This window comes from Streptomyces sp. R28 (assembly GCF_041052385.1).
Lineage (GTDB): Bacteria > Actinomycetota > Actinomycetes > Streptomycetales > Streptomycetaceae > Streptomyces.
Map to the genome: position 1 here is coordinate 9,051,643 of NZ_CP163439.1, position 22,358 is coordinate 9,074,000.

Annotated in this window: 24 protein-coding genes and 1 pseudogene; 14 read left to right on the forward strand and 11 right to left on the reverse strand. The window is 71.7% G+C overall.

Annotated features, from left to right (window positions below):
• Positions 1-31 precede the first annotated feature (31 nt).
• Genes AB5J49_RS39740 through AB5J49_RS39785 form a run of 10 tightly spaced genes read left to right on the forward strand, consistent with a single transcriptional unit; the run spans position 32 to position 5,384 of the window.
• Positions 32-364 (forward strand): gas vesicle protein, encoded by a 333-nt coding sequence (locus AB5J49_RS39740; RefSeq protein ID WP_369173739.1) that lies wholly within the window; start codon positions 32-34, stop codon positions 362-364.
• A 52-nt stretch (positions 365-416) separates the two neighbouring features.
• The gene (locus AB5J49_RS39745; protein WP_128434243.1) at positions 417-842 is read left to right on the forward strand and encodes a gas vesicle structural protein GvpA; all 426 of its coding nucleotides are present in this window, start codon (positions 417-419) and stop codon (positions 840-842) included.
• Positions 839-1,609, forward strand: coding sequence for a GvpL/GvpF family gas vesicle protein (locus AB5J49_RS39750; protein ID WP_369173740.1), 771 nt, complete (start codon positions 839-841; stop codon positions 1,607-1,609). The genes AB5J49_RS39745 and AB5J49_RS39750 overlap by 4 nt, the downstream gene beginning before the upstream one ends.
• A gap of 4 nt (positions 1,610-1,613) precedes the next feature.
• On the forward strand, positions 1,614-1,874 hold the full coding sequence (locus AB5J49_RS39755; RefSeq protein ID WP_369173741.1) for a gas vesicle protein GvpG: 261 nt from the start codon (positions 1,614-1,616) through the stop codon (positions 1,872-1,874).
• Positions 1,871-2,620, forward strand: a complete 750-nt coding sequence (locus tag AB5J49_RS39760; RefSeq protein ID WP_369173742.1) for a DNA primase — start codon at positions 1,871-1,873, stop codon at positions 2,618-2,620. Before AB5J49_RS39755 ends, AB5J49_RS39760 begins: the two co-directional genes overlap by 4 nt.
• Entirely contained in the window at positions 2,620-3,738 is a 1,119-nt protein-coding gene (locus tag AB5J49_RS39765; RefSeq protein ID WP_369173743.1) for an SRPBCC family protein, read from the forward strand. The genes AB5J49_RS39760 and AB5J49_RS39765 overlap by 1 nt, the downstream gene beginning before the upstream one ends.
• Positions 3,735-4,061: a gas vesicle protein gene (locus AB5J49_RS39770; protein ID WP_369173744.1), complete on the forward strand. Its 327-nt coding sequence runs from the start codon at positions 3,735-3,737 to the stop codon at positions 4,059-4,061. The genes AB5J49_RS39765 and AB5J49_RS39770 overlap by 4 nt, the downstream gene beginning before the upstream one ends.
• Entirely contained in the window at positions 4,058-4,918 is an 861-nt protein-coding gene (locus AB5J49_RS39775; RefSeq protein WP_369173745.1) for a GvpL/GvpF family gas vesicle protein, read from the forward strand. Before AB5J49_RS39770 ends, AB5J49_RS39775 begins: the two co-directional genes overlap by 4 nt.
• Positions 4,915-5,103, forward strand: a complete 189-nt coding sequence (locus AB5J49_RS39780; RefSeq protein ID WP_031475810.1) for a gas vesicle protein — start codon at positions 4,915-4,917, stop codon at positions 5,101-5,103. Before AB5J49_RS39775 ends, AB5J49_RS39780 begins: the two co-directional genes overlap by 4 nt.
• On the forward strand, positions 5,100-5,384 hold the full coding sequence (locus AB5J49_RS39785; protein ID WP_369173746.1) for a gas vesicle protein K: 285 nt from the start codon (positions 5,100-5,102) through the stop codon (positions 5,382-5,384). Before AB5J49_RS39780 ends, AB5J49_RS39785 begins: the two co-directional genes overlap by 4 nt.
• Positions 5,385-5,408: 24 nt before the next feature.
• Here the strand turns inward: AB5J49_RS39785 and AB5J49_RS39790 are convergent, their stop codons facing one another.
• The 3 genes from AB5J49_RS39790 to AB5J49_RS39800 form a co-directional block, all read right to left on the reverse strand.
• Entirely contained in the window at positions 5,409-5,579 is a 171-nt protein-coding gene (locus AB5J49_RS39790) for a hypothetical protein (RefSeq protein WP_062702272.1), read from the reverse strand.
• Between the two features lie 41 nt (positions 5,580-5,620).
• Positions 5,621-6,454, reverse strand: coding sequence for a class I SAM-dependent methyltransferase (locus tag AB5J49_RS39795; protein ID WP_369173747.1), 834 nt, complete (start codon positions 6,452-6,454; stop codon positions 5,621-5,623).
• A 158-nt stretch (positions 6,455-6,612) separates the two neighbouring features.
• Positions 6,613-8,106 carry a bifunctional phosphatase PAP2/diacylglycerol kinase family protein gene (locus AB5J49_RS39800; protein ID WP_369173748.1) on the reverse strand — a complete coding sequence of 498 codons (1,494 nt, stop codon included), beginning with the start codon at positions 8,104-8,106 and terminating at the stop codon, positions 6,613-6,615.
• Between the two features lie 72 nt (positions 8,107-8,178).
• Here AB5J49_RS39800 and AB5J49_RS39805 point away from each other — a divergent pair, with 72 nt between their 5' ends.
• Together AB5J49_RS39805 and AB5J49_RS39810 are read left to right on the forward strand one after the other, a co-directional pair.
• Positions 8,179-8,832, forward strand: coding sequence for a histidine phosphatase family protein (locus AB5J49_RS39805; protein WP_369173749.1), 654 nt, complete (start codon positions 8,179-8,181; stop codon positions 8,830-8,832).
• A 61-nt stretch (positions 8,833-8,893) separates the two neighbouring features.
• A complete protein-coding gene (locus AB5J49_RS39810; protein ID WP_369173750.1) occupies positions 8,894-10,513 on the forward strand; it encodes an ABC-F family ATP-binding cassette domain-containing protein in 1,620 nt (539 codons plus the stop codon).
• Positions 10,514-10,853: 340 nt separating this feature from the next.
• Here the strand turns inward: AB5J49_RS39810 and AB5J49_RS39815 are convergent, their stop codons facing one another.
• Entirely contained in the window at positions 10,854-11,960 is a 1,107-nt protein-coding gene (locus AB5J49_RS39815; RefSeq protein ID WP_369173751.1) for a Vms1/Ankzf1 family peptidyl-tRNA hydrolase, read from the reverse strand.
• A 58-nt stretch (positions 11,961-12,018) separates the two neighbouring features.
• Here AB5J49_RS39815 and AB5J49_RS39820 point away from each other — a divergent pair, with 58 nt between their 5' ends.
• Positions 12,019-12,303, forward strand: a complete 285-nt coding sequence (locus AB5J49_RS39820) for a DUF6158 family protein (protein ID WP_369175410.1) — start codon at positions 12,019-12,021, stop codon at positions 12,301-12,303.
• Positions 12,304-12,342: 39 nt separating this feature from the next.
• On the opposite strand, the pseudogene AB5J49_RS39825 reads toward AB5J49_RS39820, so the two are convergent.
• From AB5J49_RS39825 to AB5J49_RS39840, 4 genes and pseudogenes are all read right to left on the reverse strand, one after another.
• Positions 12,343-13,599: pseudogene (locus AB5J49_RS39825) on the reverse strand (catalase); the annotation flags it as partial.
• Positions 13,600-13,612: 13 nt separating this feature from the next.
• A complete protein-coding gene (locus AB5J49_RS39830; RefSeq protein ID WP_369173752.1) occupies positions 13,613-14,164 on the reverse strand; it encodes a type 1 glutamine amidotransferase domain-containing protein in 552 nt (183 codons plus the stop codon).
• 184 nt (positions 14,165-14,348) lie between these two features.
• Positions 14,349-14,768, reverse strand: a complete 420-nt coding sequence (locus AB5J49_RS39835) for a CBS domain-containing protein (RefSeq protein ID WP_369173753.1) — start codon at positions 14,766-14,768, stop codon at positions 14,349-14,351.
• A gap of 84 nt (positions 14,769-14,852) precedes the next feature.
• Positions 14,853-15,257 carry a DUF2795 domain-containing protein gene (locus AB5J49_RS39840; RefSeq protein ID WP_369173754.1) on the reverse strand — a complete coding sequence of 135 codons (405 nt, stop codon included), beginning with the start codon at positions 15,255-15,257 and terminating at the stop codon, positions 14,853-14,855.
• A gap of 145 nt (positions 15,258-15,402) precedes the next feature.
• Between AB5J49_RS39840 and AB5J49_RS39845 the strand changes: the two genes are divergently transcribed.
• Positions 15,403-15,558, forward strand: a complete 156-nt coding sequence (locus tag AB5J49_RS39845; RefSeq protein WP_369173755.1) for a hypothetical protein — start codon at positions 15,403-15,405, stop codon at positions 15,556-15,558.
• On the opposite strand, the gene fxsT is transcribed toward AB5J49_RS39845, so the two are convergent.
• The 3 genes from fxsT to AB5J49_RS39860 are packed head-to-tail and all read right to left on the reverse strand — an operon-like array spanning position 15,543 to position 22,279.
• Positions 15,543-19,343: an FxSxx-COOH system tetratricopeptide repeat protein gene (gene fxsT, locus AB5J49_RS39850; protein WP_369173756.1), complete on the reverse strand. Its 3,801-nt coding sequence runs from the start codon at positions 19,341-19,343 to the stop codon at positions 15,543-15,545. The two genes, AB5J49_RS39845 and fxsT, sit on opposite strands and share 16 nt — an antisense overlap.
• The gene (locus AB5J49_RS39855; RefSeq protein ID WP_369173757.1) at positions 19,340-20,416 is read right to left on the reverse strand and encodes an AAA family ATPase; all 1,077 of its coding nucleotides are present in this window, start codon (positions 20,414-20,416) and stop codon (positions 19,340-19,342) included. The genes fxsT and AB5J49_RS39855 overlap by 4 nt, the downstream gene beginning before the upstream one ends.
• Positions 20,417-20,458: 42 nt before the next feature.
• Positions 20,459-22,279 carry a TIR domain-containing protein gene (locus tag AB5J49_RS39860; RefSeq protein ID WP_369173758.1) on the reverse strand — a complete coding sequence of 607 codons (1,821 nt, stop codon included), beginning with the start codon at positions 22,277-22,279 and terminating at the stop codon, positions 20,459-20,461.
• Between the last annotated feature and the right edge of the window lie 79 nt (positions 22,280-22,358).

Here is a 22,358-nt window from a genome sequence, read left to right on the forward strand (position 1 = left end):
CCTTCCTGGCCACTCGGCGCAGGAGGCGCCCATGAATGATTCACAGAACACACCCAAATCATCCAGACGGCAGACGGGCGGGGCGGACAAGCAGCCGACCCCCATGGAGATCCTGCGTCAGGCACGGAGCCAGCTTGCCGAACTCACCGGCATGGACGCGGAGACGGTGTCGTCCTTCGAGCAGACGGAGGACGGCTGGACGCTCGAGATCGAGGTCCTGGAACTGGTCCGCGTCCCCGACACGATGAGTCTGCTGGCGAGCTACCAGGTCGATCTCGACCCCGAGGGGCAGCTCACCGGGTATCGGCGCGTGCGCCGCTACGAACGTGGCCGTTCCGACGCACACAGGCCCGGCGGTCGGTAGGCCGCCCGCCCACCCCAAGCACCCCGTCATGAGACAAGGAGGAAGGGTCGGCATGACCGTTGTCCCGGCACAGCAGACCGGCGGCGGAGGCGGCAGCAGTGGCCTCTACGACGTTCTGGAGCTCGTCCTCGACAGGGGGCTCGTCATTGACGCATTCGTGCGAGTCTCCCTGGTCGGCATCGAAATCCTGAAGATCGACATCCGAGTCGTCGTCGCCAGCGTCGACACCTATCTCCGCTTCGCAGAGGCGTGCAACCGGCTCGACCTGGAGGCCGGGCCGCGCAAGGCCCCGGGCCTGCCCGACCTGGTCGGCGAGATCACCGAGTCCGGCGCGCGCGGCAAGTCCAAGGGCGCACTTTCCGGCGCCGCCGAGACCATCTCCGACGCCTTCAAGCAGGCACGTGAGGAAGGCGAGGAGCAGCCCAGGCAGCGGACCCGTAAGTCCTCCACGACGCGCCGGAAGGAGGAGCAGGAGTGAGCACGTATGTGTACGGCATCACCGCGAGTTCGCATGCCGACCTCCCGAAGGACCTGGCCGGTGTCGGAGACCCGCCGCGCCCGGTGCGCGTCCTGACGGAGGGCACGCTCGCCGCCCTGGTCAGCGACGCCCCCGAAGACCTGCGCCCCAAGCGCAAGGAACTGCTCGCCCACTCGAGCGTGCTCGCCGAGGCGGGTGCGGCCGGCTGCGTGCTGCCCATGCGGTTCGGCAGCGTCGCCCCCGACGATGACACGGTCACCGGTGTGCTGGCGGAACGCGCGGAGCACTACGTGGAGCGCCTGCGGGCCCTCGACGGCAGGGTCGAGTACAACGTGAAGGCCACCCACGCCGAGGAGGCCGTGCTGCACCGCGTCCTGGCCGAGAATCCGCAGATCCGGGCCATGACGCAGGCCAACCGGGAGGCGGGCGGCGGCTCCTACGAGGAGCGGCTCCGGCTCGGCGAGATGGTGGTCGCCGCGGTCAAGGCCCAGGAGGTCGAGGACGCGACCGACATACAGCACACCCTGGAACCGGTTGCGGACGCGGTCAGCGTGGGCCCCGAATCCACCGGCTGGCTCGCCAACGTGTCCTTCCTGGTCGCCCGTGACTCGGCCGAGACGTTCATGACCGCCGTCGAGCAGCTCCGCAAGGGCCATCCGCACCTCGACCTGCGGGTCAACGGCCCGCTGCCGCCGTACAGCTTCGTCGAGCCCGGCCCCGCCGAGCCCGCGGACAGCATGTCCGGCGGCGAAACGGCGAAGGAGTAGGGCTGTGGGACTGATCGGAGAGGTACTGCTGCTGCCGTTCGCCCCGGTGCGCGGCAGCGGATGGGTGGTCAGACAGGTGCTGCACGAGGCGGAACGCATCTACTACGACCCAGCCGCTGTGCGGGCCGAACTGGCGAGCCTGGAGGAGCAGTTGACCTCGGGCGAGATCGACGAGGAGGAGTTCGACCGTCGCGAGGACGAGCTTCTCGACCGGCTGGAGATCGGCCTGCGCGCAGGCTACGGGAACGACGGGACAGCACGATGAACCGAATAGGACTGGGCCTTGCGGTAGGGGCCGGATACCTCCTCGGACGGACGAGGAAACTGAAACTGGCGTTCGCCGTCGGGAGCTTCGTGGCCGGCAAGCGGATGCATCTGAGCCCGCGGGGCGTCGCGGACATGGTCTCCCAACAACTGCAGAACAACCCGCAGTTCAAGGAGATCGGGGACCAGCTGCGCGAGGACCTGCGCGGCGTCGGCGAGGCGGCGTCCGGCGCCCTGGTCGAGCGCCGGCTCGACGCGCTCTCCGACCGGCTGCACGGACGCACCGCCGAGGTGCGCGAGCAGTTGTCGGGCGTTGTGCCGACGCCGGATCTCGGCGCGGAGGACGAGGAATCCGAGGAGGAGACCGAGGACGAAGAGCCGCGCGCCGAGGACGAGGACCGCGACGAGGCGGACGAGCCCGAGGGGCACGAGGAGCCCGAGGAGGAGCTCGAGGAGGAATCCGAGGAGGAGCCGGAGGAGGAGCCGGAGGAGGAGCCCGAGGAGGAGCCCGAGGACGAGGAGCCGTCCGGGAAGGCGTCTTCGAAGCGGGCCGCGCCGAAGAAGGCGGCCAAGAAGGCCCCCGCGAAGAAGACGGCGGCGAAGAAGACCGCCGCCGGCAGGACAGCGCCCAAGAAGGCGGCCGCGAAGCGGAGCGGGACCGGCAAGTCGACCACCAGGAAGGCGACCGGGGCTCGCGGGACCGCCCGCAGCGGCCGGGCGCGTCAGTCGAAGGGCGGTGACGGGTGATGACCGACACCCTCGGAGCAGCGGGCTCCGCGGCCGGCGGAGCGGCGAAGCAACCACTCGCCGGCGTGGCCCACAGCGAGGCCGCGGACCGGTTCAAGGCGGAACTCCAGGAGTACCTCGCCGCGCAGACCCAGCGGATGATGGTCGGCGCCGGCCGCAAACTCGGCGAGGCCACGGTCAAGCTGACCGATGTCGCCGAGGGCCGCAGTCCGGGCCTGGCCAAGCTCGCCCTCGACGGCGGCCGCAAGCTCGCCGAAGGCAAGGGCCCGCTGCGCACCGCGCTGGAGGTCGGCGCCGGACACGCCAAGGACAGCGTGGTCGGCGCGTTCAAGAAGCTCGGCGGCGGCAAGGGCAAACGCAAGGGCGGGGCGGGTAACAAGCCCACCGTCATCATCGAGTACGTCGACGTCGGCGTGCCGCTGCGCACCGCGTACGACCAGTGGACCAAGTACCAGGACTTCAGCACCTTCGCGAAGGGCGTGAAGAGCGCGAACCGCGCCGACGACACGACCTCCGACTGGCAGCTCAAGGTCTTCTGGTCCAATCGCAGCTGGAAGGCGCACACCACCGAGCAGGTGCCGGACGACCGGATCGCCTGGAAGTCGGAGGGCGCGAAGGGCACCACGAAGGGCGTCGTCTCCTTCCACCGGCTCGACGACAGCCTCACCCGCGTCGTGCTGGTCATCGAGTACTACCCCCAGGGCCTGTTCGAGAAGACCGGCAACATCTGGCGCGCCCAGGGCCGCCGGGCCCGCCTCGACCTCAAGAACTACGTCCGCTTCATCACCCTCAAGGGAGAGGCCGAGGACGGCTGGCGCGGCGAGATCCGTGACGGCGAGGTCGTCCGCAGCCATGAGGACGCGGTCGCGGAAGAGGAAGAGGAAGAGGAGGAGTACGACGAGAACGAGGAGAACGGCGAAAGCGACGAGAACGGCGAGACCGGCGAGTACGCGGAGGACGAGGAGCCCGAGGACGCGTACGAGGAAGACGAAGAGGGCGAGGCCGAAGAGGGCGAAGAGCGCGAGGACGAAGAGGAACCCGAGGACGCGTACGAGGACGAGCCCGAGTACGAGGACAAGGAAGAGCCCGAGTACGCCGGTGGCGGGAGCCGACGATGACGATGTCCAGCCGGCTCCCCGAGCCCTACAGCCAGGGCAGCGGCGCCAACCTCGCCGACATCCTGGAAAGGGTGCTGGACAAAGGAATCGTCATCGCGGGCGACATCCGCATCAACCTGCTCGACATCGAACTGCTCACCATCAAGCTGCGCCTCATCGTCGCCTCGGTCGACAAGGCGAAGGAGATGGGCATCGACTGGTGGGAGGACGACCCGGCCCTGTCCTCCGGCGCCCGCCGCAAGGAACTGGCCCGGGAGAACGCCGAGTTGCGCGAGCGTCTGGCCCAGCTGGAGCCCGCCGGGGAAGAGAAGGAGGCCCCATGACCGGTCTGCGCTACGTCTACGCCGTCTGCCGCCCCTTTCGCTCCGCCCTCCAGGCCCAGCTGTCGGGGGTCGCCGGGGCGCCGCCCAAGCAGCTGACGCACCACGGCCTGATCGCCGTGGTCAGTACGGTGCCCGAGGCGGACTTCGCCGAGGAGGCGCTGCGCGCCCACCTGGAGGACCTGGACTGGCTCACCGCGACGGCCCGTGCCCACCAGACGGTCATCGACGCGCTCACCGTCGTCACCACACCGCTGCCGCTGCGGCTGGCCACCGTGTTCCGGGACGACAGCGGTGTACGGACCATGATGGAGGCCCGCGAGGAGGACTTCCGCCGCGTCCTCGAACGGCTGGAAGGGCGGGTGGAGTGGGGCGTCAAGGTGTACGCCGAAACGGAGCCGACGGAGGCACCGAAGCCTCCCGAGCCTTTGACGCCGGCGGAGCGCGCCGGGCCCACGGAGCGCGCCGGACTCACGGAAGCCGCGGAGACCGGTCGGCCGGAGCCGAAGGCCGTGTCGGGCCGCGACTATCTGCGTCAGCGGCGCATGCAGACGCGGGCCCGCGAGGACGTGTGGCACCGGGCCGCCGCATGCGCCGGCCGACTGCACGAAAGGCTTTCCTCGTTCGCCGAGGATTCCCGGCTGCACGCCCCGCAGAACTCCGCGCTTTCCCGTGCCCCCGGGCAGAATGTGCTCAACGCCGCCTATCTGGTGCCGCGCGCGGATTCCGAGGAATTCGTGGAACTGGTGGACCGGGCAAAGGACGACGCCCCCGGAATCCGGGTCGAACTCACCGGGCCCTGGGCGGCCTATTCCTTCACGGGGGAGTTCGCGGACGAAGAGCCGGAGGTGGGGCCGTGACCGTCGTCGAACGCCGTGAGATCGCCCTCGTGGACCTGCTCGACCGGCTGCTCGCCGGAGGCGTCGTCGTCACGGGGGACATCACCTTGCGCATCGCGGACGTCGACCTCGTCCGCATCGACCTGAACGCGCTGATCAGCTCCGTCAACGAGCAGGTCCCGTCACCCTGGGGGGAGTTGACATGACGTCGCGCCGCAACCGGCTGGACCTCGAACCCGACACCGTGGAACGCGACCTGGTGAAACTCGTGCTGACGGTGGTGGAGTTGCTGCGCCAGCTCATGGAACGCCAGGCGCTGCGCCGCTTCGACGAGGGCGGCCTGAGCGAGGAGCAGGAGGAACGGATCGGGCTCACGCTGATGCTGCTCGACGACCGTATGACCGAGCTGCGCGAACGCTACGGACTGGGGCCCGAGGACCTGAACCTGGACCTCGGGCCGCTGGGACCGCTGCTTCCCAGGGAATGAAATTACCCTGGGAATTGAATCAAATTACCACCGATACCAGCGACCCCTGCCGCCTGCCGTGGTCGTGCCACGCATGACGAAACCCAGGAGCCACACCACGAGAACCGCGATCGCGATCCACCACAGGGCCTTCAGTGCGAATCCGGCACCGAACAGAATCAGGGCCAGTAGCAACACGAGCAGAATGGGAACCATTGTTTGACCTCCTGCTCGCCGAGTTACCAGAAATTCGCGATTCAGGCTTCCTTACGGCACAGAATCTCCCCGTGGAGCACGCTGAACCAGCCGTCCTGCTGCCGCCCCCACTCCCGCCACGCCTCCGAAACGGCCCGCAGCTGCTCGGCACTCGCGTGCCCGCCCTCCGTGGCCCGCTCGGCATACGCCGAGGCCAGCGTGCGATCCGCCCACAGGCCGCTCCACCAGGCCCGCTCGTCCGGCGTGGCGTAGGTCCAGGTGCTCGAGGTGGCCGTGACGTCCGTGAGCCCCGCCCGCAGCGCCCAGGACTTCAGCCGGCGCCCGGCGTCCGGTTCGCCGCCGTTGGCGCGGGCGACCCGGCGGTACAGGTCCAGCCACTCGTCCATCCCCTGGGACGCGGGGTACCAGGTCATGGCCGCGTAGTCCGAGTCGCGGACCGCGATGAACCCGCCGGGCCTGGTGACCCGCTTCATCTCGCGCAGCGCCCCGACCGGGTCGCCGACGTGCTGGAGCACCTGGTGGGCGTGGACCACGCAGAACGTGTCGTCCGGGAAGTCCAGGGCGTGTACGTCCGCGACGGCGAACCCGACGTTCGTCAGACCCCGTCCGGCGGCCGTGGCCCGGGCCTGCTCCAGGATCTCCGGCGCCCGGTCGACACCGGTGACATGCCCGTCGGGGACCAGGGCCGCCAGGTCGGCGGTGATCGTGCCCGGTCCGCAGCCGACGTCCAGGATCCTCATGTGCGGCTTCAGCGAGCCGAGCAGATAGGCCGCCGAGTTGGCGGCGGTGCGCCAGGTGTGCGAACGCAGCACGGACTCGTGGTGCCCGTGCGTGTAGACGGCGGTCTCCTGTGCCTTCGACTGTGCCTTCGACATGGCTGTTCCCTAAGAATGGTCGGCGGTCCGGCCCACGGGGCTCACGGCCCCGCCGGGCGGTACGCGACACCGTACGCGCGCATGTCGAATGGTGAGACCTGCGTTTTACTATCTGGACTGATGGATGGTCAGGAACGGGCTGTTCAGGAGCCGGTCGCTCAGGAGCCGGTGAGCGGGCGGTAGACCGTCAGCGCCTCCGGCAGCTTCTCCAGCGTCACCTCGCCCCCCACCTCGGTGACTTCGCCGTCGTACGCGAGGAGCGCGCCCGGGGTGACCCCCGACAGGTGCAGCCGGCCCACCTGGACCGCCGCATGGGCCGGAGAGCGGGTCAGCGGGCCCGCGAGGGCGGCCGCGAGCAGGCGCAGAGCGGGGCGGCGGCCGCCGTGCACGACCCGTACGTCGAGTACGCCGTCCGCGAGGTCGAGCCGCCGGGCGGGCGCGAGGCCCAGCCGGTGGTAGGTGCCGTTCCCGGCGAACAGCAGCCACAACGGGTGGGCGCGGCCGGCTACTTCGGTGTGCAGCGGGTGGCGGTCGCTGCGCAGGACGCGCAGGGCCGCGAGCACGCCGGCCGGCCAGGCGCCGATCCGGGGCGAGAAGCGGTCGCGCTTGCGCACCAGCTCCGGATACACGCCCAGGCTGCAGGTGTTGAGGAACAGGCCGTGCTGTCCGTCGGAGGTGAACCGGCCCACGTCCACGCGCACGGCCTCGCCTCGCTGGACGGCGCGGATCAGGTCGCGTTCGTCCTCCACGCCAAGGTCGTGGGCGAAGTGGTTCAGGGTGCCGCCGGGCAGCACGGCGAGGGGCAGACCGTGCCGCAGGGCCACCTCGGCGGCCGCGTTCACCGTGCCGTCGCCGCCGCACACGCCGAGCACCCGCGCGCGGTCCGCCGCCTTGCGCAACTCGGCGCGGACATACTCCGGTTCGCACTCGACGACCTCGGCGCGTGGCAGCGCGTCCAGCAGGGCGTGCACCCGGTCTGCCGTGCGCGCCCCCTTGTTGGCCACCACGACGAGCCCGGCTCCGTCCGGCAGGGCCGGAACGTCCGTACGGGGCCGGGCCGGCGGGATCAGCCGGTCACGCGTCGGCACCATGCCCCGCACCGCGAACGCCGCGCCCGCGCCCAGGGCGGCGCCCGCCAGTACGTCGCTCGGGAAGTGGACGCCGGTGTACACGCGGGACAGCGCGACCGACCAGGCGATCGGCGCCACCACCAGCCCCCACGCGGGCGACTCCAGGGCGACACCGGTCGCGAACGCGGCCGCCGACGCGGCGTGCCCCGAGGGGAACGAGGTGGTGATCGGCTGCCGCTTCAGGTGCCGGACCCGCGGTACGGGGTCCAGGAGGGGGCGGGGGCGGCGTACCGACCGTTTGCCGAGGGTGTTGATGGTCAGCGAGGCCACACTCAACGAGGCGAGACCCCGGGCCGCGGCCCGGCGGCCCCGTGGGGTACTGCCGGCGGCGATGGCGGCGGCCGTCGCGAACCACAGCACCCCGTGGTTCGCGCTCCGGCTCAGCCGCGGCAGGACCCGCTCGGCATACGGCCAGTGCCGCTCGGCGGCGAACTCGAACAGCCGGGAGTCGAGGGCGAGGAGCCGGTCGCGCAGGGCGTGCCGGCCGGGCATCGGGACGGTGAGGTCGACGTCTGGGCTCATACGGGGCTGGGTACCCTGAAGTGGCCGTTTCCTGTCCGGCCGACGGTGACCGACACACGGAGGAACCCGTACATGCGCCTGCTCCTCGTCCGCCACGGTCAGACGCCCTCCAACGTGGAGTACCTGCTGGACACGGCCGTCCCCGGGGCCGGCCTGACCGCACTCGGCGAACAGCAGGCCGCCGCCCTCCCAGCGGCACTGGCCGACGAGGACATCGAGGCGATCTACGCCTCCACCCTGATCCGCACCCAGCTCACCGCCGCCCCGCTGGCTGCCGCGCACGGCCTCGACGTGCTCGTTCGCGACGGGATCCGTGAGGTGTTCGCGGGGGAGCTGGAGATGCTGCGCGGTGACACGGAGGCCGGGCACGCCTACATGAAGACCGTGTTCGCCTGGGCGGCCGGCGACACGGAGCTGCGTATGCCGGGTGGTGAGAGCGGGGTGGAGGCGCTGGCGCGCTACGACTCCGTGGTGGCGGAGGCCGCCGACAGCGGGGCCGGGACCGTCGCGATGGTCAGCCACGGCGCCGCGATCCGCATGTGGACGGCGGCGCGGGCGGGCAACGTCGACGTCGCCTTCGCCGCCGCGCGGCCGCTCGACAACACCGGCGTGGTGATCCTGGAGGGGTCGCCGTCCGACGGGTGGAAGGCGCTGACCTGGGCGGGGGCTGTGGTGGCTCCGGCGGGGGAGGGCGGGCCGACGGGGTGGCCGGTGGACGCCGAGTAGGACCGTGAGCTCGGGATAAGTATTTGCCCGGTGCCGTGGGTGAGCCTCAGAATGCGGCCCTATGGGACATCTGGAAGCAGCGCACCTCGAGTACTACCTCCCTGACGGGAGGGCGTTGCTCGGCGACGTGTCGTTCCGGGTGGGCGAAGGCGCCGTCGTCGCGCTCGTCGGACCCAACGGTGCCGGCAAGACGACCCTGCTGCGGCTGATCTCCGGTGAGCTGAAACCGCACGGCGGCACCGTCACCGTCAGTGGCGGCCTCGGAGTGATGCGGCAGTTCGTGGGATCCGTACGGGACGAGACGACCGTTCGCGACCTGCTCGTGTCGGTCGCCCCGCCCCGCATCCGCGAGGCCGCGAAGGCCGTCGACGCCGCAGAGCACGCCATGATGACCGTCGACGACGAGGCCGCCCAGCTGAAGTACGCGCAGGCGCTCTCCGACTGGGCCGAGGCGCGCGGGTACGAGGCCGAGACGCTGTGGGACATGTGCACCACGGCCGCGCTCGGCGTGCCGTACGAGAAAGCGCAGTGGCGGCAGGTGCGAACCCTGTCGGGCGGCGAGCAGAAGCGGCTGGTGCTGGAGGCGCTGCTGCGCGGCACCGACGAGGTGCTGCTGCTCGACGAGCCCGACAACTACCTCGACGTACCCGGCAAGCGCTGGCTGGAGGAGCGGCTGAAGGAGACCCGCAAGACGGTCCTCTTCGTCTCGCACGACCGTGAACTCCTCGCCCGCGCCGCCGAGAAGATCGTCTCCGTGGAACCCTCGCCTGCCGGGGCCGACGCCTGGGTGCACGGCGGCGGCTTCGCGACGTACCACGAGGCGCGGCGCCTGCGCTTCGCCCGCTTCGAGGAGTTGCGCAAACGCTGGGACGAGAAGCACGCGCAGCTGAAGAAGCTGGTGCTGACGCTCCGTCAAGCCGCCGAGAACAGCCCCGACATGGCCTCCCGCTACCGGGCCGCCCAGACCCGGCTGCGCAAGTTCGAGGAGGCGGGACCGCCGCCGGAACCGCCGCGCGAGCAGGACATCAGGATGCGGCTGAAGGGCGGCCGTACCGGGGTGAGGGCCGTCACCTGCAAGGGAGTTGAGCTCACGGGGCTGATGAAGCCGTTCTCCCTGGAGGTCTTCTACGGCGAACGCGTCGCCGTCCTCGGCTCCAACGGCTCCGGCAAGTCGCATTTCCTGCGTCTGCTGGCCGGCGAGGACGTCGCGCACACGGGGGAGTGGAAGCTGGGTGCGCGCGTCGTGCCCGGCCACTTCGCGCAGACGCACGCGCACCCCGAGCTGATGGGCCGGACCCTCCTCGACATCCTGTGGAAGGAGCACGCCCAGGACCGGGGCGCGGCGATGTCCCGGCTGCGCCGCTACGAGCTCACCCATCAGGCCGAGCAGGCCTTCGACCGCCTCTCCGGCGGCCAGCAGGCCCGTTTCCAGATCCTCCTGCTGGAGCTGGAGGGGGTCACGGCCCTGCTCCTCGACGAGCCGACCGACAACCTCGACCTGGAGTCCGCGGAGGCGCTCCAGGAGGGCCTGGAGGCCTTCGAGGGCACGGTGCTGGCGGTCACACACGACCGCTGGTTCGCCCGCTCCTTCGACCGGTATCTGGTCTTCGGCAGCGACGGGCGGGTGCGCGAGACGCCGGAGCCGGTGTGGGACGAGCGGAGGGTGGAGCGGGCGCGGTAGGTTCCTCGCCCCCGCCGCCCCTACCCGTCCCATCCCCAGGGGCGCTGCCCCTTCGACCCCGCCAGGGGGCTCTGCCCCCTGGACCCCCGCTCCTCAAACGCCGGAGGGGCTGAATCAGCCCGTCCGGCGCTTGAGGGTGAGACCACACCGTCCCGAGCCCCCACCCACCCCGCTGAGGGCTTCGCCTCTGAAGCGCCGGCCCGCAATCCCAGCCCGTCCGGCGCTTGAGGACGAGGCCCGTCCAGGGCCGAAGCGGGGGTCTGGGGGCGCAGCCCCCAGGGGCGGGACGGGTAGGGGCGGCGGGGGCGAAAAACCCTCGCGGACCCGCCCCGGCGCCCGCTCACGCCCAGCGCAACAGTGCCCCCAGCCCGCCCGCCGGCTCCGTGGCCGGGTCCGCCGGCGTCACCGACAGCGCGGGCGCGCCCGTCGCGACCGCGCAACGGATCAGCGCGTCATCCGCACGGGCCGCCCAGGAGCGCTGCTCGCCGAGGATCTTCAGGTCCGTACGGCGTACCGCCACCTGGTCCGCATCCTCGCCGATCCACACCTCGCGGTGGGCGTCGGGACCGTCCGGGCGGATCAGGAGTTCGTCGATACGGTGCTCCCGCGCGGCCTCGATCAGCGCGGGCACGCCCTCCGCCGCGGCGGCCCGCCCCTCGGGATCCGGCGCGCGGGCCGCCAGGAACCGTTCCAGCTCGCGCTCTGCCCGCTGTCGTACATGGTCCTCGCGCGCCTGTTCGACGTCCGCGTCGAGCAGCCTGCTGCCGGTGCCGTGCGGGGCCTCGACCACGAGGTCGTGCAGCCGCTGCGGCAGCCGGTCGTGCACGGTCCGCCGCTCCCGGTCGTCACCCACCAGGATCAGCAGGTCGGCGCGGGTCTCCTCCTGGCAGACGGTGAGCGCGTCGGCGATCTCGGCCGCGTTGTGCTCCCAGGTGTTCTCCACCTTGAGCTGGAAGTGCCGCTCGGACCAGTCGACCGTGCTCGTACGGTGGATCGGATGCTGCCGTCCGGTGACCGAGCCGACGTCCCGCCGGCCCAGCGCGGTGCGCAGCTCGAAGGCGGCGCCCCTGCGGTCGACGTAGGCCACCACGCAGACCGGGTCCTCACCCGCCAGCTCCAGCAGCGGCGCGGTGTGCGGCAGCGGCGCCCGGTGGGCGGTGTCGCGCAGCGGGGCGCGGGCCAGGGGCGGATCCAGGACCACCTCACCCGCGCGGGCGAAGACCGCACGTCCATGGGGCTCGGAGGAGTGCTCCAACTCCTCCAGAGCGTTCCGTACGGCCCGGCAGGTCGCATCGTCGGCGCCCTGCTCGGCCAGGTCCCGGGACAGGGCCTGGGCGGTCAGGTGGCGCTCATGCGGTGTGTCCTCCGTGTGCCGTGAGGTGTCCACGTACACGGAGGCCCAGGGCCCGGAGTGTTCGTACAGTGGATGCAGAAAGGCGAGATCCATGGTCTCTCCCGTACGCCGCTCGGGGGCTGTGTGCTCAACGGGCGGGTACCCGGACCGCATGAATGAACACGACGAGCGGGGCACCACCATGACCGGAGTCGACCCCGGCCGGCTGGACGACCAACAGCTCATGAAAGAGCTGGAGACCATCCACCGGACGCGCCACGACACGCTGCTGTACGGCTCGAACGACGCGCTGCGGGCCCACAACGAACGCACTGCGCAGCTGGAGGGCGAGTACCTGCGCCGCAACCCACGCCGCACGGTGGCCGCGGGCCGGACCCGCGAGGGCGCCCGCGCCCGCGGCGCGGGCGGCCCGGAGCCGACGGTCCCGCCGGTGTGAGCCGCGAAAGGGACGAGGCCGGGCCGCAGCCCAGCCTCGTCGATGGGCCGCCAGGGCGGAGGTGAAGGCGCGCAGGAAGTCCTCGCTCGCCGGGCCCGGGGACGTGTCCGTCACCACGCCCTGGTCGGTCACCGTGCGGTCGAACTCGGCGGACAGGCGCAGACCCTCCGGCTTCAGGGAGCTTCAGGGAGGAGAGGCCCCCCACGCCCGAGCCGAGCGCCCCGACCGGCTTGCCGTGCCGGTAGGCGTCCCGTACGAAACGCATCGCGTCCTGGTCGGCGGCCGTGGCCGGGGTGCTCACGGGACCGCCGGGCAGCAGGACGGCGTCGTACAGCACGGAGGCGACGGTCGGCAGCGCCCGGTCGACGGCGTACCGTTCCCCGTCGGCACCGGTGATCGCGCCGTCCGTCGGCGCCAACGCCTCGACGCTCGCGCCCTCGGCCGCGAGCGCCTCCCGCACCGATGTGACCTGTGCGGTGTCGACGCCGTCGGCGACGAGGACCGCGACCTGCCGGGTACGGGATCGAGCCGTCGCCGCGCAGCGACTCCAGGCTCAGTGCCGGGGAGGACAGCTTGTCCGCAGCCTGCTCCCCGACGGCTCCGGCACCCGATGCCGCGTGCCACCTCGCCAACTCGCCGTTCACCTTGGCGAGATGCTCGACCGTACGAGCCCGCACGTGGTGATCCTGGAAACTCGCGCTGCGGCGGCGGATCTTGGCGCCGTCGACGCGCTCGGCGAGTTGCGTGTACGGGGGCCACCGGGCGGTTCACCGGCAGTTGCGCGAGAAGTTGCGGGCCTGGAGCAGCGGGTCGTTGGTGAAGTCGGTGCCCGGCACGACGTTCGCCGTGTGGAACGCGACCTGCTCGGTCTGCGCGAAGAAGTTCTCCGGGCTGCGGTTCAGCACCATCCGGCCGATCGGCCGCACCGGAACCTGCTCCTCCGGGATGAGCTTCGTGGCGTCGAGCAGATCGAAGTCGAACGCGAACTCGTCCTCCTCCGGCAAGAGTTGGGCAACCAGCTCCCACTCCGGGTACTCGCCCGCCTCGATCGCGTCCCACAGATCCCGTCGGTTGAAGTCCGGGTCACGGCCCTGGCACTCCTGCGCCTCGTCCCACACCAGCGAGTGCACACCGAGCCTCGGCTTCCAGTGGAACTTAAAGGCGTGGGGCGACCCCCACCGGGATCCGCTCGTGGTCGAGGTGGGTGAACTTCTCCCGGAAGTGGAAGTCCTCCATCAGCGTCGGCCCGCGTTCGCCGGCGGCGAGCGAGTCGTCGGTGTGGTCGACCTCCACCCCCCCCGGTCTCCCATCAGGCCGCCTCCCCGGACTCCTTGGCGAACACGTCGAGGAACGTCTCGCAGAAGGCCTTCAGATCGTCCGGCTTACGGCTGGTGACCAGCTTGTTGGGGCCGTGGTCGCAGATCCGCACCTGCTCGTCGACCCAGGTGCCGCCCGCGTTGCGGATGTCGGTCTGCAGGCTCGGCCAGGAGGTCAGCACCCGGCCGCGTACGACGTCCGCCTCCACCAGCGTCCACGAGGCGTGGCAGATCGCGGCGACCGGCCGGCCCTGCTCGAAGAAGTCCCGCACGAACGCGACCGCCTTGCGGTTCATCCGCAGATAGTCCGGGTTGGCGACCCCGCCCGGCAGAACGAGCCCGCCGAAGGAGTCGGCCGACGTCTCGCCGACGACTTCCTGCACGGGGAACTTCTCCGCCTTGTCGAGGTGATGGAACGCCTGGATCGTGCCCGGCTTCGTCGACACGAGCACCGGCTCGTGCCCCGCGTCCACCGCCGCCTGCCACGGATCGGTGAGCTCGACCTGCTCGACGCCCTCGGGTGCGGTCAGAAAAGCGATACGCATGATGTCTCAACGTCCTTCCGTGCCTGTGAAATGGGCCTTGTGGCTGGTCGGGCGCTTGTGCTCCGCCGGGCGGCCGCAGGCACGCACAGCCGCCGCGGCTCCTCGCCGTACGGCAGCAGGACACGGGTGCCGTGCCACGGCGCGGCCGGGACCTCAGCGGTCCGGCCCCGGCTGCCGCGCCGCACTACTCGTCGGGAGCGGCGCGGCTGATCTCGGCCAGTGCCGACTCGGGGTCCTGGGTCTCGGCCAGGTCGCCGAGGCTGACCACGCCGACCGGCAGGCCGTTCTCCACCACCGGCAGCCGCCGTACCGCGTGCTCGCGCATCAGTGAGACCGCGACGGACACACGCTCGCCCGGGCCGATCGTCACCGGGTCGCGCGTGCACACCGACCGGGCGCTCACCGTCAGCGGATCGGCGCCGTCCGCGACCGCCCGCACCGTGATGTCACGGTCGGTGAGCAGGCCCAGGACCTGCTGTCCGTCGGCCACCACCACATCGCCGATGTCCTGCGCGCGCATCAGCTGGGCGGCCTCGACGAGTGAGGCGTCAGGACGGACGGCGACCACCCCCGGCGTCATGACGTCCCTCACGAAATCAGCCATCACTGGCCCTCCTGCGTTCCCGGCCGGTGCGGGTGCCGCGGCCGCGTCGGTGTGACCCGGCCGCAGTACCCGCCGACCGGTCCCCTATGCGTTCCGGCGCCCCGTGGACCGCTCGGCCCCGGTCAGGGCCTCGGCCAGTTCCTGGACGTTGGCGTAGCGCGACGAACGCGGCAACCGCTCCAACGGCTCGACCAGGGCGTCGGGCGCGTACCCACGGCGCAGCGCGACGATCAGTTCCCGGGGGGTTGCCGGGAAGGCGCTACGGCCCAGAATCCGCGCCAGCTCGAGCCGGACCGTCGCCAGGGACGCCGTGGCGGGCCCCGGCCATCCCACCGGCCCACTGGCGACCTCGGGGTCGTCGTCGGCCGATGGCTCCGGATCGTGCCACTCCTCGGTCCGGGTGGGGTGCCCGGACCGCAACAGTCCCTGCAGTTCGTGCTTCATCTCGTCGTCACGGTGAACGCTCAGCCGGTCGCTGCCTCGCTGCATGACTCCCTCCAGATCTTCGGGCGTGCGCACCGCGTACCCGTACATCGGGGGCCGACACAGGGTTTGCACACCGGAAGGGGGGAGACCCGGTCCCTTACCCCCCACGCACGTCCCACGCACGTCGGTTCCGGAGAAGGACCAGGTCATGGCACTGATCGCTGTGCTACTCCCACTCCTCATGCTCGGCGTGGTGCTGGCGCTGGGGCGGTACGAGGAGTTGTTGTTGCCGCGAAGGGAGCCGGATCCCTTCGAGCCCGCCACACCCCCGGCTTCCCAGGTGCGCCATCAGACCTTGGGCTGATCGTCCTCCGCCGTGCGATCCCGCAGGGCGGCCAGGACGGACTCGGTGCGCAGGGTGTCGGGGTGCTCGGCACCGAGGAGTCGTCGCTGTCGCCCGTACGTGTCCTCGGCCACGACCCGTGCCTCCCGCAGCCGCAGGGTGCCGGTCAGGCGCTTGGCGAGGACGGATGCCGTGCGCAGGGTGTCCGGGTGATCGTCGCCCAGGGCCCGGCGCCGTCGCCTGTACGTGTCCTTGGTCAGCCTGAGCGCCCTGTCGTACTGCCCGAGACGCGCCAGGCGGTCGGCGAGGTGGGTGGCCGCGCGGAGGGTGTCGGGGTGATCCTCGCCCAGGAGCCGGCATCGACGCTGGTAGGTGTCCTCGGCCAGGGCTCGCGACTCCTCCAGACTCCCCTCCTCGGCCAGGACGACGCTGAGGTGGGCGGCGACCCGCAAGGTGTCGGGGTGATCGGGCCCGAGCGAAACCGTCCAGCCCTGGTCGAGCTCCCGCAGGCGGCGCAGGACGTTCTCGGTCTCGCCCCGCTCGTAGAGGTACCGGCAGCCCTCGCCCGCCGCGTGACGGACGGCCGAGGTGATGAGGTCGCGAGGGTCGACGGTCAGCAGGTGAGTCAGCAGAGCGGGCCAGTGCGACCTGGCCGCGGGGTCCGGCACGCCGTTCGGGAAGGCCGAGGCGAGCAGCAGGCCGACGTGACCGGCCGCCCGACGGCGGTCCTGAGTGGAGAGATCGTCTCGCAGTACGGCCTTGGTGAGCTGGTGCAGTTGCAGGGTGCCGTCGGACACCCGGGCCAGCCCGACCTCGCTCACCTTCTTCAGCAGGCGGTTGCGGGCCCGTGGATCGGCCAGGGCCTGCCCCAGGGGTGACCTGTCGTGCTGCGCGGGGACACAGGCGTGCAGGGGAAAGGGCTCGGAGGCCGGCAGCAGCGCACAGGCGTCGAGCAGGTCGGCGGCCTCGCGGTCCTGACGGCGCAGGTGCAGGACGCTCTCCCGGATCACGGCGACCACCGGCGGGGTCCACCCGGGCAGCCCGGCAACTGATCGTGCGAGGCCCGTCAGAAAGGTGTCCACGCTCATCGTCGAGAGCAGGGCGCCGGCCATCTCCAAGGCCAGCGGGAGGTGGCCCAGGGACTCCGCCAGGCGCACGGCGTTCGTGGCGGACAGCTCCGGCCGACGGCTGCGCAGCAGCGCCACGGACGCGGTGAGGGACAGCACGTCGAGGGAGACGGCCGGGATGCTCAGCCGCAGATCCGGATCGCGGGACGTGACCAGGACGTGACCCGGCCCGTCGGGAATGTGGGTCACGACGGCAGGGTCCCCGGCCGTGTCGAAGACGAGGAGCCAACGGGGCCGCGAACGCAGTTCGGCCGACAGAGCGGGCAGGGCGACTTCGGCAGACGTGCCGGCCCGGGCGACACCCATGGCCTCGGCCAGCTGGGCCAGTTGTCCGGGAATCCGGTCGAGATCCTCGGCCGCCACCCACCAGACCACGTCGTACTCGCCACTGAAGCGGTACGCGTACTCGACGGCGAGCCGGCTCTTGCCGACTCCGCCGTGTCCGTGCAGGGCGATGACGGCGACTCGCCCCTCGTGCGCCAGCCGCTTGCGGACGTCCGCGAGTTCGCCCTCCCGGCCGGTGAACTCGGAACCGCGCCGACGCAGGTTCCACACCCGCGGCCGCGTCCCGGGCAGCTTGGGTCCGCTGTCCCCGGCCCGCCGCAGCCGGCCCGGCTCGGCGCCCGGAAGGAACTCCGCCCGATCGCCGAACGGACTGCGCACCGCCCCCAACAGGGTCCGCCGGGCCTCCCACTCGTCAAGGTCCGACAGCGTCGTCAGGGGCCGGGCGATCGGAGGGGGGCCGGATGCGTCGAGGAGTATCGGGACCACGTCGCCGCTCAGTGCCAGACGGCTGAGGCCCTCCGGAAGGAGGGGCCGGTCAGGGCCGGGGTAGTGCTGTGAGAACAAGGCGACCACGCGCGTCCCCGACCACTGGAGCTCGTGCCACAGCCGGCCGACGAGATCGCGTCCCGGCTCCCGCTGCCACTCGTCCAGTACGACCTCGTAGCCGGCGTCGTGCACATGCCAGGCAGCCCACTCGGCCCACGCGCGGTCCGCACCCACGTGACTGATCAGGACGCGCGCCGGCGCGCTCCCGCCCCTCGCACCCGGCACCTCGTCCGAGGCGGAAAAAGGATCGTGCCCGAGCCGTGTCACCCCCGCCGCGGAGGGCGCGGCGAACGCCTCCCCGGTGACGGGCACGGTCGCCCGCTTGCGGCCCACCCCCGTGAGGGCCGCGTCGAAAGCACGCGGATGTCCCCAACGGGGCTCCAGATAGGCCGACACCTGATCCCGCACCAGTGCCAGGGCCTGCTGTACGTCACTGTGGTACTGAGCGTTGAGGAGTGCGTCGCGGACGTCGGGGGTGAACTCGAAGAGGGGCTCCGTGTGTTCGGTGCCGTCGCTCGTGTCCTCGGCCCGGCGCAGCATGCCGCCGAGGAAGACCTCGGCCAGCTCGCTCCGGGACGAACCCGGCAGCATGGCCTGCTGCACCAGCCGGGCCACGGGCAGCGTGACCGTGGGGAACGCGGACAGCAGTCCCGCGAGGTGCCAGGACCGTGGCGACGACGACCGGCGGAACCGCAGGATCGCCTCGTCCGCGCCGGGCGGTGCGGGCGGTGGGAGCGGTGCGGCAGAGCGGGGCGGTGAGCCCGCGCCGAGCCGTCCGCGCGTCGCGTGCTGTGGCAGCAGCAGCGCCGCCGTCGGTGTCCAGCGGCCGTTGCCCGCCGTCATCTGGGCCCAGCCCCGCAGCGGCCCGGGCTCCAGTTCGACCACGGGAACGGCCAGCGCAGGTCGTCGACGTGGGACGAAGCGGCGGGGCAGCGTGAGTCCCCACCGCGTGTTCGGCGCCCCCGGCTGCGGAATGCGCAGCGACACCGGCGTCGGGCTTGCGCCTCCTCGGTTCCACAGCGACGTGGGCAGGAGATGCATGACGCTGACGTGGGAGCGGCGCGCCCAGTCGAGCAGCAGACGCTCCGCCGTCGCGTCGTGCCAGATGGAACCGACCGTGTCGCTGAGGACGACGATGAGCTGGTTCCCGGTCGGGTCGAGGATCTCGCGGTGATGCCGGGCCGGGCGTCCCACCGACGGGTGCGGGCGCACCTCGACCCCGGAGCCGTCGGGGGCGGGGGAGAGGTTCCAGCGGCGGATGTCGCGGAACGCGCCGAGCCGTGCCAGGCCCTGGTGCAGTTCCCGGACCTCGTGGTGCCACAGGGCCATCGAGGGGCTGGTGTCGACGACCAGGGTGAGGCCGAGCCGGCGAGCAGGTTCGGGGCGCAGAACCGGGACCATGATGTCCTCGTCCACGAGCCGCGTGACCGTCGCCTCCTCGTCCAGTTCGAACGCGGTGCGGGACGGCACCTTGCGGGTGAGCGCCCTCAGCGCCCTGGTCAGCGCCAGGCCGTGCGGCAGCGCGGCCTCCGCCGGGACGTGCACGGGAGCGGCCAGGCGGTCGGCGGGGGCGGGACGGTGCGTGCCGCGGATGTGCAGCGAGGACGGTCGGCCCGCGCCGGGTCCGGCAGTGCTCTCGGGAGGTTCCTGAGGCCGCGGTGTCCGATCCTCCATGGGTTCCGGCGGCTGGGCGGACGACGCGTGCGCCGTCGGGCCGGGCGCGTCCCCCGCGTCGGGCGGCTCGCCCCCGACGAGGTGCTGGGCGAGCCACAGGATGTCCGCCAGCTCCTCCGGGCCGGGGTCCTCGACCCCGCCCTCCCGCAGGAGATCCAGGAGGTGGGTGATCACGTCGCGTCCGGCCCGCTCAGCGGTTGCAGTGTCGCCTGCGCCAGCTCCCGGATCTCCTCCGGCGCCGTCCACGCGCCCGCCAGGCGTAGCTGCACGGCGTTGAGCAGCTGGTCCGTGCCCAGTTCGCCGCGTTCGCGTAGCTGCAGGTACGTACTGATCAGACCGTCGGGGCCGGTGGCCGCCGCCGCGGCGGCGACTCCGATGCGCTGCTCGATGATGCGCAGCAGCTTGTCCTTCCCCGGCCGGTCGATGGTCAGCCTGATGCAGCGGCGCAGGAAGGCCGGCGGGAACTCCCGTTCCCCGTTGCTGGTGAGGACGACCACCGGGAAGGCCCGGCACTGCACCCGGCCCGCGGTGATCCGGGCCCGTACGTCGGGATCTTCGGTGCCCACGGTCACCGTCCGCTGATGATCGGCGAGGCGGGTCAGCTCCGGGATGTCGAAACGCCCTTCGTCCAGGACGGTGAGCAGGTCGCCGGGCAGATCGATGTCGCACTTGTCGATCTCGTCGACGAGCAGGACGCGAGGGCGCTCGGCAGGCAGGAACGCGGTGCCCAGAGGGCCCAGCTGAAGGTACCGGCCGATGCCGTCCGTCCGCTGCACGTCCTCCACCGCCGGGCGCTGCTCCTCTTCCGGGTGCTGCTTGCCCGAGGTCTCCCGCATGCGGGTGAGGTTGGCGTCCTCCAGACGCCGCAGCGCGTCGTAGCGGTAGAGGCCGTCGCGGAGCGAGGACCGGCTGGTGATGGGCCACCGCAGCACCGGGCCGAGGCCCAGGTCCTCGGCGATGCTGTACGCCAACGTCGACTTCCCCACCCCCGGGACTCCCGTGACCAGCAGCGGGCGCCGCAGCAGCAGGGCCGTGTTGACGAGGTCGATCTCGGCGTCGTCGGCGAGGTAGCCCGCCCCGCGCTCGCGGTCCGCCGCGTACTGGTCGTCGTCGAGCGAGGGCACGGTGTGGTCCGGGTCGACCTCGCCCTCGAACACCCGCCAGGGCGGCTGGTGTTCGGCGAGCCGTGCGAGGCGTCGATCGGTCGGCACAGCCGGGTCGCCCTTGTAGATCCACCAGTCCTTCACGGCACCTCCGGTCGGTCTCCGGCAGCGTGCCGGACGGTCGTGTCAGGCGATCAGGTTCGCATCGCTCAGCGGGTCCGCGGCCGGCGAGTGATACGGGTCGTCCCAGAGCAGGACCACGCTCGATCGGGCCGCTTCGGGCAGGTGCGTGCTTCTGCGCAACTGGGCCACCGTCTCGGGCAGGTCGGCCACGTCGGCCACCTTGTCCAGTGCCAGGAGTGTGTTCAACGGCGGCACGGTGGGGTCACCGCGGTGGCCGTCGCGCTGCCAGACGACGATGGGCATTCCGACGTCCAGCGCCGCGTAGACGCCCTCCTGGGCCGGGGACATCGACACCGCGACGCAGGCCAGGCGGTCGTTCTTGCGCCACGCGCCGATGTGCTCGTTCAGGCACGCGATGTCCTCGTCCGCCACCCACGCCGTCGGCCGTTCGTCGTGTCGGCTGCGCTCGGTCAGCCAGTCCCATCGGCGGGCCCACAGCTGCGGCAGGTCGAACTCCCAGCGCTGGTCCGGGCAGCGGACCACGACCTCGTAGAGCTTGCCGATCGGGCACGGCCCACTGCGCAGTCGCAGTGGCCACTGTTCGAACGTCTCCTCCAACAGGCCGTCGAAGACGGCGAACTCGATGCGCTCCAGCTTGGAACCGAGCCCCTGCTCGCCGTCGGCGAGCGCTCCGGCCAGGTTGCGCATGGACTCCTGAAGGAGGTCGCGTGCCCCGTCCATGTCCACGGCGAGCGACCCCGATTCCTCCGGCGGCTGAAGGCGCCGGGGCTGTCTCCCGTCCGTCGTGCGCAGCCATATCTCCGCGTAGAACCGGTCCTGCCGCTGCGGATGTTCGGTCAGCCGTACGGTTAGCGTCGCCTCGCCCCGCTTGATGCCCGGGGCGTCGGGCAGCATCGGCAGCGCCCGACTGTCCAGGAACCGGTCCACCCACGAGGCCAGCGCACGAGCGCGCCCCAGATCGGCGGGGCTCTCCCCGGCGGCGTACCCGGCTGCCAGGGCGTGTGCGAAGGTGACCGGCTTCGGCACCGTGCCCGGCGTGTGGCGGCGCTCGCCGAGATCCTCGGCCCATGCGTACAGGTCACCGTCGGGCGTCCCGAACGGCGCGGCGGCCCGTCCCGGACTGCCGGTCGCCCCGAAGGACCAGTGGTACGCCTGCCCGGCCCAACTCTCCGGCCGCACCCCGCCGAGGAGCTGGGCCAACTGCCGCCAGGCGGCCTCGTCCAACCCGCCGGGACACCCGTCCAGGTCGCGTACGACAGGCTCCGCCGCCCCGCTCGTGGCGTCGACGACCCGGGGCTGACCGGAGGCGGGAACGAGCGGCGGGCGGATGCCGAACGCGGGGATCGGCCCGAGGGCCGGCTCGACTCGGTACGGCTGGTGCCACATGTACCGGACGAGTTCCTCGATGCCCGCCGCGTCCAGCGAGGGCACCTTGAAGTGGCTCACCTGTTCCGCGACGAGGAACGCCGGCAGCTCCTGCTCACGGCGTCCGGGCAGGAGGATCAGGAGGATCTTCTCGAACCACGTCTCGGAGTCGTTGTAGACCCGATTCCTCAGCAGACGGGATTCCCAGCCGACCCCACGCCCCACACCGTCCCGCTCCCCGCGCTCGGCGCGCAGCTTGTACTGGGGCGAGGCGATGACGAGGGTGTAGTCGGCGTCCGCACACTGTCGCTCCATCCAGCGCGCCCAGTCCTGGGGCGTCCCGGCCGCGTACAGGTCGAGTCTCGCGTCCAACCCGCCCCTTTTGCGCAGGAGTTCGTAGAGCGTCTCCACCTGTTCGATGTGGGCTTCGTCGTCATGGGCGTACGAGATGAACACCCGCGGCCGCTGCCGCTCCGCCGCGTTCCCCCCGTGCCCCATCCTCCGAGCCCCCTTCCGCCGCACAGGAGCTCAGGGTAGTCGGGCGAGCCGGTTCTGTAGGGCGATTGAAAAGAGTTCA

Bases quoted from the DNA above. Each gene is read 5' to 3' on its own strand.
- AB5J49_RS39800 (WP_369173748.1), bottom strand. From the start codon at position 8,106: ATGAGCCCAGACGTCGACCTCACCGTCCCGATGCCCGGCCGGCACGCC.
- AB5J49_RS39820 (WP_369175410.1), top strand. From the start codon at position 12,019: ATGAATGAACACGACGAGCGGGGCACCACCATGACCGGAGTCGACCCC.
- AB5J49_RS39795 (WP_369173747.1), bottom strand. From the start codon at position 6,454: ATGTCGAAGGCACAGTCGAAGGCACAGGAGACCGCCGTCTACACGCAC.
- AB5J49_RS39775 (WP_369173745.1), top strand. From the start codon at position 4,058: ATGACCGGTCTGCGCTACGTCTACGCCGTCTGCCGCCCCTTTCGCTCC.
- AB5J49_RS39765 (WP_369173743.1), top strand. From the start codon at position 2,620: ATGACCGACACCCTCGGAGCAGCGGGCTCCGCGGCCGGCGGAGCGGCG.
- AB5J49_RS39830 (WP_369173752.1), bottom strand. From the start codon at position 14,164: ATGCGTATCGCTTTTCTGACCGCACCCGAGGGCGTCGAGCAGGTCGAG.
- AB5J49_RS39745 (WP_128434243.1), top strand. From the start codon at position 417: ATGACCGTTGTCCCGGCACAGCAGACCGGCGGCGGAGGCGGCAGCAGT.
- AB5J49_RS39840 (WP_369173754.1), bottom strand. From the start codon at position 15,257: ATGCAGCGAGGCAGCGACCGGCTGAGCGTTCACCGTGACGACGAGATG.
- AB5J49_RS39815 (WP_369173751.1), bottom strand. From the start codon at position 11,960: ATGGATCTCGCCTTTCTGCATCCACTGTACGAACACTCCGGGCCCTGG.
- AB5J49_RS39805 (WP_369173749.1), top strand. From the start codon at position 8,179: ATGCGCCTGCTCCTCGTCCGCCACGGTCAGACGCCCTCCAACGTGGAG.
- AB5J49_RS39845 (WP_369173755.1), top strand. From the start codon at position 15,403: ATGGCACTGATCGCTGTGCTACTCCCACTCCTCATGCTCGGCGTGGTG.
- AB5J49_RS39760 (WP_369173742.1), top strand. From the start codon at position 1,871: ATGAACCGAATAGGACTGGGCCTTGCGGTAGGGGCCGGATACCTCCTC.
- AB5J49_RS39785 (WP_369173746.1), top strand. From the start codon at position 5,100: ATGACGTCGCGCCGCAACCGGCTGGACCTCGAACCCGACACCGTGGAA.
- AB5J49_RS39810 (WP_369173750.1), top strand. From the start codon at position 8,894: ATGGGACATCTGGAAGCAGCGCACCTCGAGTACTACCTCCCTGACGGG.
- AB5J49_RS39740 (WP_369173739.1), top strand. From the start codon at position 32: ATGAATGATTCACAGAACACACCCAAATCATCCAGACGGCAGACGGGC.
- AB5J49_RS39770 (WP_369173744.1), top strand. From the start codon at position 3,735: ATGACGATGTCCAGCCGGCTCCCCGAGCCCTACAGCCAGGGCAGCGGC.
- AB5J49_RS39835 (WP_369173753.1), bottom strand. From the start codon at position 14,768: ATGGCTGATTTCGTGAGGGACGTCATGACGCCGGGGGTGGTCGCCGTC.
- AB5J49_RS39790 (WP_062702272.1), bottom strand. From the start codon at position 5,579: ATGGTTCCCATTCTGCTCGTGTTGCTACTGGCCCTGATTCTGTTCGGT.
- AB5J49_RS39860 (WP_369173758.1), bottom strand. From the start codon at position 22,279: ATGGGGCACGGGGGGAACGCGGCGGAGCGGCAGCGGCCGCGGGTGTTC.